The sequence below is a fragment of the Altererythrobacter sp. Root672 genome (assembly GCF_001427865.1).
Lineage (GTDB): Bacteria > Pseudomonadota > Alphaproteobacteria > Sphingomonadales > Sphingomonadaceae > Croceibacterium_A.
Map to the genome: position 1 here is coordinate 246,044 of NZ_LMHH01000001.1, position 14,579 is coordinate 260,622.

Sequence of the window (14,579 nt, forward strand, 5' to 3'; positions counted from 1 at the left end):
GTTTGTTGGTTGTGAGATCACTCCGCCGCCTCGACCCTCGCGCAGGCCCGCATCGGCTCTTCGCCAGTCAGCGGCACCAAGCCCAGCTTGGCGAACAGCGCTCCGTCCGCATCGTCGCCCGCGTTGGGTGCGGTCAGCAGCTTGTCTCCGGTGAAGATCGAATTCGCGCCCGCCAGGAAGCACAGCGCTTGCGTCGCCTCGCTCATCGCCTCGCGCCCGGCGGAGAGACGGACCATCGAGAGCGGCATGGTGATCCGCGCCGCCGCTACCGTGCGGACGAATTCGATGTCGTCGATCTTGGCGAGCGGGGTGTCGGCCAGCATGTCGCCGAGCACCGTGCCCTTGACCGGTACCAGCGCGTTGACCGGCACGCTCTCAGGATGCTGCGGCAGGGTGGCGAGGGTGTGGATAAAGCCGACGCGGTCCTCGCGCGTCTCGCCCATGCCGACGATCCCGCCCGAGCACACATTGATCCCCGCCGCGCGGACGTTGCTGAGCGTCTCCAGTCGGTCGCCCATCGTGCGGGTGGTGATGACGCGCTCGTAGTACTCGGGGCTGCTGTCGATGTTGTGGTTGTAGTAGTCGAGCCCCGCCTCGGCGAGCTGCCCCGCCTGTTTGGGCGTCAGCATGCCGAGCGTCATGCAGGTCTCCAGCCCCATCGCCCGCACGCCTTTCACGATCTCGACGATCGCCGGCATGTCGCGGTCCTTGGGGTTACGCCAGGCGGCGCCCATGCAGAACCGCTGGCTCCCCGCGTCCTTCGCCTGGGCGGCGCGTTGCAGCACCTCCTGCGCGTCGAGCAGCTTGGTCGCCTTGACCCCGCTATCGGCAGAGGTCGACTGCGAGCAGTATCCGCAATCCTCCGGGCAGCCGCCGGTCTTGATGCTGAGCAGCGTGCACAGTTGCACCTCACCCGCGCGGTGGTGGGTGCGGTGGACCTCGGCGGCGCGGAACACGAGCTCGGTAAAGGGGAGGGCGAAGAGGGTGGCGATCTCCTCGCGGGTCCAGTCGGTGCGAACTTCGCTCACTCGGCAGCCTCTTCCAATCCTTCGCCCGCAGGCGGCATGTTGTGGCCGAGCAAGCGCAGCAGGTCCGCCGCGCATTCGACCACGTTCGAGCCGGGGCCGTAGATTCCCTGCACGCCCGCGTCACGCAGGAACTGGTAGTCTTGCGGCGGGATCACTCCGCCGGCGACGACCTTGATGTCGGCCTTGTCGGCGGCCTTGAGCGCCTGGACCAGTTCGGGGATCAGCGTCTTGTGTCCGCCCGCGAGGCTGGAGGCGCCGACGGCGTCGACATCTTCGGCGATGGCGAGCTTGGCGGCCTCGCTCGGTGTCTGGAACAGCGGGCCGGGGATGACCGAGAAGCCCATGTCGGCAAAGGCGCTGGCGATGACGTTGGCGCCGCGGTCGTGCCCGTCCTGGCCCATCTTGGCGACGAGCAGCCGCGGGGGGCGGCCGAGGCGGCGGGCAACAGCCTCGACGCCAGCCACGACCTGGGCGTAGCGGGCGTCGCCAGCGTAGGACTGAGAGTACACTCCGGCGACCGGTTCGGGCGTGGTTCCGTAGCGTCCGAAGGTAACCTCAAGGGCGCTTGAGATTTCGCCTAAAGTGGCGTCGGCTCGGGCTGCTTCGACGGCGAGGGCGAGGAGATTAGATCCTCCCCGAGCTTGCTCGGGGAGGATCTTGCGCCGCCAGTGTCAGCGCTTCCAACGCGGATTTTAAGCGCGCCTCGTTGCGCCCAGACCGCACCCTGCCAATCCGCGCTATCTGTCCGTCGCGGACTTTGTGGTTGTCGACCTCGAGCGTGTCGATCCGCGCGTGTTCATCCAGCGGGTAGCGGTTGACCCCGATCACCGCGTCCTCGCCGCGATCGACGCGCGCTTGCCGGGCCGCCGCCGCTTCCTCGATGAGCCGCTTGGGCATGCCACTCGCGACCGCAGCCGTCATGCCGCCAAGGCCATCGACCTCGGCCATCAGCGCCTCGGCCTCCTCGACCAGCTTCGCGGTCAGGGCTTCGACGTAATACGAGCCGCCGAGCGGATCGATCACCCGCGTCACGCCGGTTTCCTCGGCCAGCACCAGCTGGGTGTTGCGGGCGATCCGCGCGGAGAAGTCTGTCGGCAGCGCCAGCGCTTCATCGAGCGCGTTGGTGTGCAGGCTCTGCGTCCCGCCGAGCACGGCCGCCAGCGCCTCCACCGTGGTGCGGATGACGTTGTTGTAGGGATCCTGCTCCTGCAAGCTCACGCCGCTGGTCTGGCAATGGGTGCGCAGGACCTTGGAGCGCTCGTCGGCGGCGCCGAGGCCGTCCATCACCCGGTACCACAGCGTGCGCGCGGCGCGAAGCTTGGCAACTTCCATGAAGAAGTTCATCCCGATGCCGAAGAAGAACGACAGGCGCGGGGCGAAGGCGTCGATGTCGAGGCCTGCCGCGACCGCGCGCTGCACGTATTCCTTGCCGTCGGCGATGGTGAAGGCGAGCTCCTGCACCGCCGTCGCCCCGGCTTCGTGCATGTGATAGCCGGAAATCGAGATGCTGTTGAACTTCGGCAGGTTGGCCGAGCAATAGGCGATGATGTCGGAGACGATCCGCATGCTCGGTTCGGGCGGGTAGATGTAGGTGTTGCGGACCATGAACTCCTTGAGGATGTCGTTCTGGATGGTCCCCGAAAGCTGGTTCTGCGCCACGCCCTGACGCTCTGCCGCGACGATGTAGAACGCCAGCACCGGCAGCACCGCGCCGTTCATGGTCATGCTGACCGACATCTCGTTGAGCGGGATACCGTCGAACAGGATCTCCATATCGCGGACGGTGTCGATCGCCACGCCCGCCTTGCCGACATCGCCGACCACGCGCGGGTGGTCGCTGTCGTAGCCACGGTGGGTGGCGAGGTCGAAAGCGACCGAGAGCCCCTTCTGCCCGGCGGCGAGATTGCGGCGGTAGAAGGCGTTCGATTCCTCGGCAGTCGAGAACCCAGCGTATTGGCGCAGGGTCCACGGGCGGCCGGTGTACATCGAGGCATAGGGGCCGCGGGTGAACGGCGCGAACCCGGGGAGACCCGGGTCCGGCGGCAGGTCTTCGGCGGTGTAGAGCGGCTGGATGGCGAACCCTTCGGGCACATGCCAGGTGGCATCGCGGCCCTTGAGTTCCTTGGCCGCCTTGTCCTGCCAGTCCCGCTTGTCAGTCATTCCCCACCTTATCCGTTCGGGCTGAGCTTGTCGAAGCCCGCTCGTGTTGCGCCAACGCCCTTCGACAAGCTCAGGGCGAACGGGAAGGGGGGTGGTCGGGGGTTTCCATGATCTCGGTCAGCATGCCGTTCATGTCCTTCGGGTGGACAAAGAACACCGGCGTGCCGTGCGCGCCGATCCGGGTCGGGCCGAGGATGCGTTTGCCCGCGGCTTCAAACTCGGCACGGGCGGTTTCGATGCTGGGCACTTCGAAGGCGACGTGATGCTGGCCACCCAGCGGGTTGCGTTCGAGGAACCCGGTAAGCGGCGAGCTTTCGTCCAGCGGGGCGATCAGTTCGATCTGGGTGCCGCCGCTGGGCGTATCGACGAAGCACACCCGCACGCCCTGCGCCGGCATGTCGAACGGTTCGGTGATGGCGGTGGCGCCCATCGTGTCGCGCCAGAAGGCGATGGCGGCCTCGATATCGGGCGTCGCCACGCCCACGTGATTGAGACGGCCGAGCTTCATGCCCGGCTTCTAGCCGATAAGTCCGTCCGCCAGCAAATCCCCGACGGTGTCGATCACCGCATGCGGCGCGCGCTCTGGCGGTTGCGCGGCCCATTGCGCGCGGTCGGTCGAGCCGCTGGTGACCGCAATGCCGATGGCGCCGCCCGCGCGGGCCATCTGCATTTCGGCAACGGCATCGTCTCCGACTACGCCGACGTCCTGTTCCGCTATGCCCAACTCATCGGCGATCAGTTCCAGCGCCAGCGCGCTCGGCTTGCCGCACGGCTCGGGCTCGTGGCCGGTCACGCGCGAGATCGCGCCGTTGATCGCGCAGGAGTAACCGAACGAGCGGCCGTCCTTGGTGGCGAAGTACGGCACGTCGGAGGCGGTGAGGAACGCAGCCCCGTCGAGCACGCGCGAGCAGGCGGCGTGGATGTGGTCCATGGTGCAGTCGGGGTGCCAGGCGACGTAGACCGCGTCGGCGATCTCCGCCTCTGGCGAGCCGGGCAAGCAGCAGGCCACGCCCATTTCCTCGAGCGCATCGACGACACCTTGCGTGCCCAGAACCAGCACTCGCGAGTAACCGCGCTGGAGCATGACCTTGCCGGCCACGCTGTTCGGAGTGAACAGGCGCTCGTCGGCCACGGGTAAGCCAACGGCACGCAAGCGAGGGGCCTGGACCGAGGCCGGATAGGCGCTGCCGTTGGTCATCGCGATCCACGGAATGCCGCGCTCGTCGAGAGCGGCCAGCGCCTCGGCCGCGCCGGGGATGGCGGTGTAGCCGCCGAGCTTGCGGTCGGAGAGGATCAGCGTCCCGTCGAGGTCGAACATGAAGCCCTTGGGGCGGCGGTCCAGGGTCATGCTTCGACTTCCAGTTTGAATCCGGCCTTCTCGACCGTGAGTTGAGTTACGTCGGTGCGCTTCAGGACCTCGCGCAGGAGGTTCATCACCGGCACCTTGGAGGGATCATACTCGCGCTCCGCGGGCCCGGCGGCCTGCATCGCGTCCACCAGGTTCGTCGGCATCGTCGCGCGAAGGAGGAACTCCTCGTCCGACAGGTTTGCACCGATGCGCTTCCGCAAGTCGGACAGCTCGGCCATGCCCGGCTCGGCATCGAGTTCCTTGGTGCGCGGGTTGGCCATGATGCGATCCAGCGTCTCGCCTTCGATCGGCACGTTGGGGCGCCCGAAACGGCCGATGGCGTAGCGGATGATCTCGTCAGGGATCACGCCGTAGCGTTCCTTGCCGGTGACGTTGAGCACGGCCTGGGTCTGCAGCATCTGCGCGAACGGGGTCATCACGATCGGCCAGCCCAGCTCCTCGCGCACTCGGCCCATTTCCTCGATCACCGCGCCTTCGAGGTGCGGCACGCCGTGGTCGGCGAGGTGGCGGCGCATCGTGCCGACCATACCGCCGGGCAGCTGGTGCTGGAGGTAGGCAGCGTCGAACGCCATCGGATGGCCGGTCGGCAGGCCCTCGGCTTCGGCCAGTGCGGTGAAGTACTGCGCCACTTCGGCCACGGCCTCATCGTCGATATCGACGGTGTGGCCGAGTGAGCGCAAGTTGGAGATCATGCGCTGGATCGGCGGGTTGGAGGTCCCGTCCGCCGCCCCGCCGCTGGCGCATTGTACGGCCGACAGCCCGAGTTCGGCGCCTTCGAGGCAGGCAGGCTCGGCGAGGCCGATGGTGCAGTGGTTGTGGAGTTCGAGCGGCTTGTCGCCGATCTCGGCCAGGATCGCCGGGATCAGCGTGCGGGCACGGCGGGCGGTCAGCAGGCCGCCGGGGTCCTTGATGTAGAGCGACTCGATGTCCGGGCTCGCCGCCATGATCCGCGCGGCTTCGGCGTAGTGCGCATCATCGTGGATCGGGCTGATGGTATAGACCAGCGCGCCGATGACCTGCTCGCCGCCGTTGCGCTTGACCAGCTTGGCGACTTCCACGTTCGAAACCGCGTCGTTCATCGGGTCCGCCAGCGCGAAGCGGCGGATGCCGTTGCGGGCGAGGGTGCGGAAGGCGAGCTCCATGAACTCGGGGCTGGCGGTCTCCCAGGCGATGAAGCGGAAGCCCGTGGAGAGGAACTGCAGCGGGGTGTTGCGGCAGATGTCCGCCATCGCCCGGATCCGCTCCCACGGGTCCTCCTGCTTGTAGCGCACCGCCACGCCCATGTGGGTCGAGGTGGTGAAGTCGATCGCGCGGTAACCGGCGCGCTCCATCGCGGGGGCGATGGTCAGCGTGTTGGCGGTGGTGACGCCGAGCGCCCCCCACAGGCATTGGTTGCCGTCGCGCAGCGAAGTTTCGACGATCTGGATGTTGGCCATTTCAGTGAACCCTCAAACCAGAAACACCCCTTACCTTCGTCATTCCCGCGAAAGCGGGAACCCAGGTTGCGCAGCGTTTGCCGCACTGGGTCCCCGCTTTCGCGGGGATGACGAAATGAGGGGGAGAGGGCATCGCTCTCATCCCTTCAGCCGCACACGGATCAGCGGCTGGTCTTCCTCTACCGCGGTGCCGTCTGCGGCAAGGATCGCCACGACCGTGCCGGACACACCCGCGCGGATCGGGTTCATCAGCTTCATCACCTCGATGATGCCGACCACGGTTTCCTCGTCGACCGAGTCGCCCACGTTGACGAACGGCGGGTCGCCCGGTCGCGGCGCGGCGTAGAAATTGCCGAGCAGCGGGGCGGGGACATCGACTTCGCCGACCAGAGCAGCCCCGGCCTCTTGCGTGAGCGGCGGCGGTGGTGGCTCAGAAGTCGATGACTTGTGTTGCGCGGGTGGATGAACAGGCTCGTCATCGACCTCGCGCCCCGACCAACCGCCATCACGGCGGATGCGCAGCTTGAACTCGCCGACCGTGAGGTCGAGCGAGGAGAAGTGCGAGGTGTCGAGCAGCTTCGCAATTTCGGCAATGTCACGCGCCGTCAGGCTCACTTTCGGCCCCCGAAGATGCTCATCACGTGCTTGAGCGGATTGTCCTCAGGCGGCTTGACCGGCGCGGTGGCGTCCTTGGTCGACCACACGGTTTCGGGCCGGCTCTGCAGCAGCAACACGTTGCCCTGCTCGTCGAGCGCCCATTCGATGTCCTGCGGCTTGCCGTAGTGCCGCTCGATCTTTCGCCCGACTTCGCGCAGCGCCATGAGCTGGTCATCAGTCAGGCAAGGCTGCTTCGCGATGACCGCCTCGTTGGCGATCTCCTGAATCCCGCCGCCCGGGGCAGGAACCTGCCGGGCGTGCTTGTCGGAGATGTCGCGCACCGAGATCTCGCCGGTGATCTTGCCCAGCACCCAGCGGTCGGGCGTGACTTCGCCCGAGACGACCGAGCTGCCGAGGCCCCAGGCGCCTTCGATGGTGATGACTGACTTGTCGCCGGTGGTCGGGCTGCGGGTGAACATGACCCCGGCGCACATCGCGTCGACCATCTGCTGGACGACCACGGCCATCGCCACGCCCGCTTCGGGGAAGGTGTGCTTGAGGCGGTAGGTCATCGACTCGACCGAGTAGAGGCTACCCCAGCACTCGCGCACTTTGGCGACCATCTGGTCGGCATCGAGGACCCAGAGGAAGGTGTCCTGCAAACCGGCGAAGCTGGCGTCTTCAGCGTCCTCGGTGGTGGCGGAGGAGCGGACCGCGACAGGCTCGGCGTTCGGGCACAGCTCGGCATGGGCGGCGCGGATCGCTTGCTCGACTTCGGCCGGCATCGGTTCCTCGATCACCCGGCGGCGAAGCTCCTCGGACAGCTTGGTGGCCGCGCCGAGATCATTCGGATCGAGCGCCTCCACCCGCGAACGCACGGGTTCGCGGGCTTCGAGCGCTTCGAGGAACAGTTCAAACCCATGCGTGGTGACCACGAACCCCGGCGGTACGGCGATGCCGGCGCTGGTCAACTCGCCGAGCGAGCCGCCCTTGCCGCCAACCGTGGGGCGGTCGGCAATGCCGACCTCGCGGAACCAGGAAACAGCAGCCATCAAATCCTCCCCGGCACGGGGAGGGGGACCATCCGCAGGATGGTGGAGGGGCACAGGCCGCTTGTCCCAGCGCGAGAGGTCAGGAGCACTTGCGGGTGCCCCTCCACCCCGCGCTGCGCGCGCGGTCCCCCTCCCCGTAACGGGGAGGATCTTGTCACGAACAATTCCATCACGCTTCTTCCAGCACCGGCTCGTCCTCGAGGATCGTCACCACGCCGCGTCCGCCATCGACACGGATGCGCTGACCGTCCTTGATCCGCTGCGTCGCCTTGCCCGTGCCGACCACTGCCGGCAGGCCGTACTCGCGCGCGACGATGGCCATGTGGCTCATCGACCCGCCGATGTCGCTGACCGCGGCCGCGATCTTCTGGAAGATCGGCGACCAGGTGGGGTTGGTCACCTGGCAGACCAGGATGTCGCCCTGCTGAAGTCGACCGATTTCCTCGACCGACTTGACGATGCGCGCTGTCCCTTCAACGACGCCCGAGCAGGCGGCAAATCCTTTCAACTCGTTCGAGTCCTCGTCACCGTCGGACAGCCAGGAATCGAGGTTGTCGCGGGTAATGCCCCACAGCATCACGATCGCCGGATCGTCGATCACGTCGGGCACCGCGCCGAGGGCGGGCGAGGTCGGGTGTTTGGCCCATTCCTCGATCGCCGCCTTGCGCTGGGCCACGATCGCCGGCCAGTGCTGCGGCCCGCGCGGCGGAGCGCCGATGCCCCAGCTGAGCATGAGGTCGATGATCGCGCTTTCGACTTCGTACTGGGTGAGGTGGAAGATGTCCTCCTCCCGCTCCCAGAAGCCGTGATCGCGCAGCAAGGCACCGAACTCGCGGATCTTGTTGAAGAACAGGTTGGTGTACCAGTGCTCGCAGTAGAACTTGTGCCCCTCGACGTAGGGGAACACCCGGTGCGCCAGGCCGATCAGCTGATCGTAGGTCGCGCGGTCCTCGTCGGTGTCGAGCAGTTCGCGGTAGTCCGCTACCAACTGCTCGCGCTCGGCAATCAGCTGCGCAGTCGGCCGTTCGATATTGGTGCCTGACTTGATCTTGTCGATGTAGCCCGGAAGCGCGGCGAACGGCAGCGAGAGGTCGTCGTTCCAGCTGCGGTGGTAGTGGTAGAACCCGTCGCCGCTGCTGACGTTGAACCACGGGTTGCGGCTAGTCTCCAGCTCACCGAGCCATTCCTTGCCCGAGTTGCCGACCGCATCGAGTTCGGCCAGCACCTGGTCGATATTCATGCCGTCGGTGAAATGCCGGTCGACGCCCAGCTCCACCGCGCGGCGGGCGAGGCGTTTCACTTCCTCGTCCGGGCGGAAGATCTCGGCTTCCATGCCGGCCACCATGCGGCTGATCGCCTGGTCGCTGATCTCGGGGAAGGCCTTCTTGCAGAAATCGAAGAAGGTCATGTAGGCGCCGTAGCCGAGCAGCAGGAACTCGAAGTGGTGGTGCCACATGCGGTGGTACCCTTCGATCTGCTTCTGGTAGATGTCGAGCAGCGCGTGGTTGCTGGCGACGCCCTTGCCGGTGTGGGTCGTCTCGATCGGCTCGTAGTCGGGCAGCGAAGGCTTGGGCAGCGCCTGGGCGTCCGCGATCAGCACCTTCATCTTGACCTTCCACTGGTCGTAGAGCTTCTCCCAGTGCTCGTAGTAGTAGAACGCGCGCTGCTGGAACTGCTCGACGCGCTCGCCGATCTCGGCCGGGTCGGTCACCGCGACGCCGCCGATATAGACCCGCCCGTTGATCACCCGGTGCTCGATGCCCTTGGCGGTGGGCAGCACGTGGACGCGGGTGTTGAACGCCCCCAGCGCGACATAGGCCGCTTCCGCCGTGATCATGTCGAAGTGATGCATCGGCTCGGGGAAGTGCATCGAGTTGTAGAACCAGAACTTCTGGTCATCCTCGGGCACGAACTGGGTGTAGTAGGGGTAGGAGGCCTGAGCCGCCTCGGTTCCGGGAACGACCTTGAGGTCGCTGGGCAGGGGAAAGGACTTGGCTTCGGGCATCGTGGGCAAACCTCTCTCGCGGAAGTGCCCACCGGACCGTTGGGGTCTCTAGAGTGGCGGGCCTCTTCGAAGGGTTGCAGGTCTAGCCCTTGCCCGCAACTGAATGTGAGGATTCCCGCGCATGAGGGGTGGGATTATCGCGCAGTGAGTGCGTCCTACTGCCCCCGCGCGCACTCAATGCACAGCGCCGCCTCGGGCCGCGCCTCAAGCCGACCTTCGGCGATATCCGCTCCGCACTGCACGCAGACGCCGTAGCTGCCGTCCTCAATCCGCTCCAACGCGCGCTCGGTCGAGGCGATCTGGCGGGCGACGAGTTCGGCCTGGCCGCCGAGGGAATCGTCGTCCTGCATCTCGGTCGCCTGCTCGGGCAGGTCGGGGTTGAGCGGTTCGGCGAGGTCGGTTTCGATGCGCTCGAGCCGGCCTTGCAGCTCGGCGAGCTGGGCTTCGAGGCGGGACTTGGCGGCGGCGGTATCGGGCATGGGGGGCTCCTTCTCCGGCTGGCTTTGCTTAGCAGGGGTGGGGCCGGGGATACAACCGAGTGAAAATCCTCCCCGTTTCGGGGAGGATTTCTGGATCAAACCCTCGTCGCCAATCGCCACTCGCTCGGCGTGACACCGAGCCGCTTGCGGAACGCCCGCGCGAAGTATCCCGGGTCGAGGAACCCACAGCGAAACGCGATCTCGCCTACGCTCAGCCCGCCGGCACGCGGATCTGTCAGCATGTCGCTGGCGCGGTCGAGGCGAGTGGCGGTGAGTTCCTGCACGAAGCTCGTGCCGCTCCCCGCCAGCAAGGTCTGCAGGTAGCGCTTGGAAATGCCCAGCTCCGCCGCCAGCCCCTCGGGCGAGAGGTCGGGGTCGGCGAAGTCGGTTTCGATCCTGCGCAGGATCTGCCGGGCCAGCTGGCCGCGATGGCGGCTTTCGGCGGCGGGCTCGTGGAAGCCGGTGGCCAGAGTCAGCAGGGCGCCGACTTGCTCGGCAATCATCGGGCGGGGGAGGGGCGTCTGGTCGATCCCCTCGGCCATCGTTTCGAGCAGGCTGCCCAGCGGCGCGCCCCAACCCTCGCGGGCGCTTACCGGCCGTCCGAGCAAAGCGCCCGGATCGGGCAGGTACCGGTCGAGCCAGCCGAGTGGCATCATCAAGTCCACCGCCTCGTGCGCGGTGTCCATTTCCATCTGGTAGAAACGGGTGTTGTCGAGCAGCACGAACTCGCCCGGCTGCACGGTGAAGCGCTTGCCGCCCATGCGCGTCTTGAGCGCGCCGCTACGGGCGTAGACGAGCTGGATCGAGGGCGTGGCTTTCCCGGCGTTACCCTCGTTGCCGCAGTGAACCACGCGTTGAGCCGGCGCCTCCAGCCGCAGCAGGCGCAATTGGCCGACGCCGTGGCTGGACCAGCGGGCGGCGAAGCTGTCGGTGTCGAATACGCATACGTCGATCGGGGCGATCGTGCGGGCGGCCCACTCCTGCCACTCGCGCACCGCCTCGCGCCGGGCGAGACCGGCGGAGGTCCAACTGGCGTCGTCGGAGGAGGCGGTTGGGGTCATGGGGCGGAGGCTAGGCCGCGTCGGACCAAGGGGCAAGGATTCCTCAGATCCTCCCCGAGCTTGCTCGGGGAGGTGGCGCGCGCCGAAGGCGCGTGACGGAGGGGTAGGCGGCCATGCGCAGGTGGTTCGACAAGCTCACCACGAACGGGCCTTTCCTCAAGCTCCGTTCGTCCTGAGCCTGTCGAAGGACGCCCCTCCACCACCGCCTTCGTCGGCGGTCCCCCTCCCCGAGCAAGCTCGGGGAGGATCTTGGAATTGAACCCATTTGGCAAAATGACTTGACATCAACGCACTGATATGGCACAAATCACGAACATCGCGATAGTGCGGCCCCGCAGATCGCGTCCCCCCTAAATCGACGGAGAAATCCATGAACGAGCCGCTTCGCGCGCCCGGCAATGCCGCGCGCCCTTCACACCGCATGGCCATTGCCCCCAACGAACGAGCCGTTACACCTCCCGTTCGTCCTGCGACCAACTCAGGACGAACGGGAGGGGTGGGGATGAGACAGATCTTGGCGCTATTGGCCGGGCTCATTTTGGCCCTTGCGGCGCCCGCCTTGGCCCAAAGCTCCCCTGGCCCCATCGCCATCCACGGCAACAAGCAGACCTTCGAGATCGCCCCCGTCCTCTACGCCGCGGATGCGTTCTATCCCGACGTCGCGACCGTGAAGATGGGCGGCATCCCCAACCTCGTCGGCGAACCGATCGTGCCCGGCTTTGGCGAGGAAGGCGTGGCCGATGTCGCCACTCACGCCGAGACCCAGGCGCTGCGCTACTCGGTGCGCCACCCCGACTTGCGCATCATCCTCAACGTCAGCGAAGGGCTTTATCGCATCGTCGCGCGGCGTTCGGCGGGGATCGAAAGCGTCGCTGACCTCAAGGGCAAGCGCGTCGCCACGATCGCGCAGACCAGTTCGGGCTATTTCCTCCACCGCATGCTGGCGAAAGAGGGGCTCACGTTCGACGATATCGTAGCGGTGCCGATCTCGCCGCTGTCGGCCATGACCGAGGCCTTGCGCAAGGGCGAAGTCGATGCGGTGGTGATCTGGGAGCCGGAGAGCGAAAATTCCGCTCAGGCGCTGGGTGCTGACCTGGTCGAGTTCCACGGCGACGGTGTCTATCGCGAGCTGTTCAACCTCAACTCCACGGCGACCAATCTCGCTGATCCGGCCAAGCGCGCGAAGATCGTCCGTTTCGTGCGCGCGGTCATCGATGCCACGGCGGAGATGAACGCCGATCCGGCCAAGGCCAAGCGGCTGGTGGTCGAGGCCGGCGGGTTTTCGGAGGACGATGTCGAGGACAGCTGGAAGCACCACCGCTTCAACGCGAACTTCCCGCCCGACTTGCTCGATGTGCTGGTGCTGGAAGAGCAATGGCTCGCCCAGCGCGATAATCGACCGGCGCGGGGGCGGGAGGAATTGGCGAAGTTGATCGACACCAGCGTCTACCAAGAGGCCCTGACCCTGGAGCGCGGCCAATGATCCGCCGCCTGCTTCTTGCCTTCGCCGCGTTGCTTCTGGCCCCCACGGTCCACGCGCAGGACACCCTCGCTCGGGAGACCGCCAAGGTCGAAGACTTACGCTCGATTCGCGAGATCAAGCGGCTCCAGGCGGAGTTTGGCTACCGGGCCATGGCCGGCGACTGGAAGGGGATGGCCGAGCTCGGCACCGACTACGTCGAGATGGTCGTGCCCGGCGGAAACGCCGAGGGCCGCGCGGCAGTCGAGCAGTGGTTGCGCGACCGGATGGGCCACGGTGCCGACGGCATGCCCGCCGGGCAACTCAACCTGCGGGTGTGGATCAACCCGGTAATCACGCTTTCCGCCATGGGCGACCGCGCGACGGGTCGCTGGCACCAGATCGCGATGACGGGCGAGGCCGGCAAGTCGGCCGAATGGCGCGGCACCACCGACGTCATCGAATATCACAAGACGCCCGACGGCTGGCGGATCGCGTTCATCCGGCCTTACCTCAACTTCGCCGGCCCCTACGACACCGGCTGGCGCCATGACGCCGCCACGCTTGAGCGCGCGCCCTATCACTACACCCCGGACGAAGCGGGCGTGGTGCTGCCCGACCGCGAGGCCGCGCAGCCGCGCGCAGGCGATGAGCTGGCGCGCGAGTCTTCGCTGTTGCTGCGCCACGGCACAGCGCAGAACCTCGCCAACGCCTTTGGCTATTATCTCGACCGCGGGATGTACGACGACGTGGTCGACCTGTTCGCGGCCGACAGCCAGATCGATGTGGCGGGGCAGGGCGTCTACAACGGCACGGCAGGCGTGCGGAAGTTCCTCTCCCGCTTCGGTGAGTCCGGCCTCGATCCTGGAGAACTCAACGACCGCCCGCTGCTCATGCCGCTGGTCACTATCTCCGATGATGGCTCGATCGCGCTCGTCCGAGTGACGGAGTTGGGCATGACCGGCCAGCACGGCGGCGAGGGGTTCTGGTCGGCGGCGATCGACACCTTCCTCCTCCGCGCCGACGAACGCGGCCATTGGAAGATCGCCCAGCTGCACATCCGTCCGCTGATGCGGGCGAACTACAAGGACGGCTGGGCGCATCCCTTGCCGGCGGCCCTGCCGATCGGGGAGAGCCAGTGGCCCGATGGTCCGCCGCAGCCGGTCGACCTGTCCTATCCAGGGCATGCCTTCGTGATGCAGCAGTTGCCACCCGGCGTGATCTTCCCGGCGCGGGAGCCAGGCGGGCAGGTCTCGATTACCGCCAATGCCCTCGACATGGCCGAGGCCTTCGATGGCGCCGAGAACGTGTCCAACGCTTACGGCTACTACATCGACCAATTCGCCTGGCGGAACACCGCGGACCTGTTCGCCCGCGATGGGTGGAAGGAGCTGAGCTACATCGGCACCTTCATCGGCAAGGACCATGTCCTGAAAAGCCTGATCCAGCGCTATGGCGAAGGCGGGCCGAACAATGCCTTCCAGGCGATCCACCAAAAGACCCAGCCCTTCGTCAGCGTCTACGGCGACGGCAGCCGGGCCTTCATTCGCACGCGGCTGATGCAGTTCAACAGCTCCTCCACCGCGCCGGGATCGTGGATCGGCGGGATCTATGAGAACCAGGTGGTCAAGGAAGACGGCGTGTGGCGGATCCACGGGATGGATCTCGACTACGTGTGGCTGGCCGATTACGCGACCGGCTGGACCGGCATCGACCCCGAGGCGAGCAAGCGCTTTGCGCCGACGGCTGAACAACTTGCAGCTTTCGGACCGGATGCTCCGCTGCGCGGCGAGACATTCGCGCCCTATCCCCGCATCGCTCCGATGGGCTTCCACTTCGCCAACCCGGTCAGCGGTCGCGAGCCTGAAACGCGGCTCACGTGGTCGGACGGGCGGCGAGCGGAGAAATGACTCGCACGGGGCGGGCGCCCCTG

General features: G+C 66.8%; 11 protein-coding genes and 1 pseudogene. 2 read left to right on the plus strand and 10 right to left on the minus strand.

The window, feature by feature from the left end; all coding sequences use genetic code 11:
- Nucleotides 1-17 precede the first annotated feature (17 nt).
- The 10 genes and pseudogenes from bioB to ASD76_RS01165 form a co-directional block, all read right to left on the minus strand.
- Complete coding sequence (gene bioB, locus ASD76_RS01120; RefSeq protein ID WP_055917268.1) at nt 18-1,028, minus strand: biotin synthase BioB; 1,011 nt, start codon at nt 1,026-1,028, stop codon at nt 18-20.
- Nucleotides 1,025-3,188 (minus strand): annotated as a pseudogene (scpA, locus tag ASD76_RS01125) (methylmalonyl-CoA mutase). Before scpA ends, bioB begins: the two are co-directional and overlap by 4 nt.
- Nucleotides 3,189-3,258: 70 nt before the next feature.
- Complete coding sequence (gene mce, locus ASD76_RS01130; RefSeq protein ID WP_055917271.1) at nt 3,259-3,696, minus strand: methylmalonyl-CoA epimerase; 438 nt, start codon at nt 3,694-3,696, stop codon at nt 3,259-3,261.
- A 9-nt stretch (nt 3,697-3,705) separates the two neighbouring features.
- Entirely contained in the window at nt 3,706-4,536 is an 831-nt protein-coding gene (locus ASD76_RS01135) for an HAD-IIA family hydrolase (RefSeq protein ID WP_055917274.1), read from the minus strand.
- Nucleotides 4,533-5,993, minus strand: a complete 1,461-nt coding sequence (locus tag ASD76_RS01140) for a biotin carboxyl carrier protein (RefSeq protein WP_055917278.1) — start codon at nt 5,991-5,993, stop codon at nt 4,533-4,535. The genes ASD76_RS01135 and ASD76_RS01140 overlap by 4 nt, the downstream gene beginning before the upstream one ends.
- 138 nt (nt 5,994-6,131) lie before the next feature.
- Entirely contained in the window at nt 6,132-6,608 is a 477-nt protein-coding gene (locus ASD76_RS01145; RefSeq protein WP_055917281.1) for an acetyl-CoA carboxylase biotin carboxyl carrier protein, read from the minus strand.
- On the minus strand, nt 6,605-7,642 hold the full coding sequence (locus ASD76_RS01150; RefSeq protein WP_055917284.1) for a PEP/pyruvate-binding domain-containing protein: 1,038 nt from the start codon (nt 7,640-7,642) through the stop codon (nt 6,605-6,607). Before ASD76_RS01150 ends, ASD76_RS01145 begins: the two co-directional genes overlap by 4 nt.
- 169 nt (nt 7,643-7,811) lie before the next feature.
- A complete protein-coding gene (locus ASD76_RS01155; protein ID WP_055917287.1) occupies nt 7,812-9,647 on the minus strand; it encodes a PEP-utilizing enzyme in 1,836 nt (611 codons plus the stop codon).
- A gap of 155 nt (nt 9,648-9,802) precedes the next feature.
- Nucleotides 9,803-10,126: a TraR/DksA family transcriptional regulator gene (locus tag ASD76_RS01160; RefSeq protein ID WP_055917290.1), complete on the minus strand. Its 324-nt coding sequence runs from the start codon at nt 10,124-10,126 to the stop codon at nt 9,803-9,805.
- A gap of 95 nt (nt 10,127-10,221) precedes the next feature.
- Nucleotides 10,222-11,187: a helix-turn-helix domain-containing protein gene (locus tag ASD76_RS01165; protein WP_055917293.1), complete on the minus strand. Its 966-nt coding sequence runs from the start codon at nt 11,185-11,187 to the stop codon at nt 10,222-10,224.
- Nucleotides 11,188-11,689: 502 nt separating this feature from the next.
- On the opposite strand from ASD76_RS01165, the gene ASD76_RS01170 reads away from it, so the two are divergent.
- Both ASD76_RS01170 and ASD76_RS01175 read left to right on the plus strand, forming a co-directional pair.
- Nucleotides 11,690-12,670, plus strand: coding sequence for an ABC transporter substrate-binding protein (locus tag ASD76_RS01170; RefSeq protein WP_055917295.1), 981 nt, complete (start codon nt 11,690-11,692; stop codon nt 12,668-12,670).
- Complete coding sequence (locus tag ASD76_RS01175; RefSeq protein ID WP_055917299.1) at nt 12,667-14,556, plus strand: nuclear transport factor 2 family protein; 1,890 nt, start codon at nt 12,667-12,669, stop codon at nt 14,554-14,556. Before ASD76_RS01170 ends, ASD76_RS01175 begins: the two co-directional genes overlap by 4 nt.
- Nucleotides 14,557-14,579: the final 23 nt, after the last annotated feature.

Bases quoted from the DNA above. Each gene is read 5' to 3' on its own strand.
- ASD76_RS01175 (WP_055917299.1), top strand. From the start codon at position 12,667: ATGATCCGCCGCCTGCTTCTTGCCTTCGCCGCGTTGCTTCTGGCCCCC.
- ASD76_RS01155 (WP_055917287.1), bottom strand. From the start codon at position 9,647: ATGCCCGAAGCCAAGTCCTTTCCCCTGCCCAGCGACCTCAAGGTCGTT.
- ASD76_RS01160 (WP_055917290.1), bottom strand. From the start codon at position 10,126: ATGCCCGATACCGCCGCCGCCAAGTCCCGCCTCGAAGCCCAGCTCGCC.
- ASD76_RS01135 (WP_055917274.1), bottom strand. From the start codon at position 4,536: ATGACCCTGGACCGCCGCCCCAAGGGCTTCATGTTCGACCTCGACGGG.
- ASD76_RS01140 (WP_055917278.1), bottom strand. From the start codon at position 5,993: ATGGCCAACATCCAGATCGTCGAAACTTCGCTGCGCGACGGCAACCAA.
- ASD76_RS01150 (WP_055917284.1), bottom strand. From the start codon at position 7,642: ATGGCTGCTGTTTCCTGGTTCCGCGAGGTCGGCATTGCCGACCGCCCC.
- mce (WP_055917271.1), bottom strand. From the start codon at position 3,696: ATGAAGCTCGGCCGTCTCAATCACGTGGGCGTGGCGACGCCCGATATC.
- ASD76_RS01170 (WP_055917295.1), top strand. From the start codon at position 11,690: ATGAGACAGATCTTGGCGCTATTGGCCGGGCTCATTTTGGCCCTTGCG.
- ASD76_RS01165 (WP_055917293.1), bottom strand. From the start codon at position 11,187: ATGACCCCAACCGCCTCCTCCGACGACGCCAGTTGGACCTCCGCCGGT.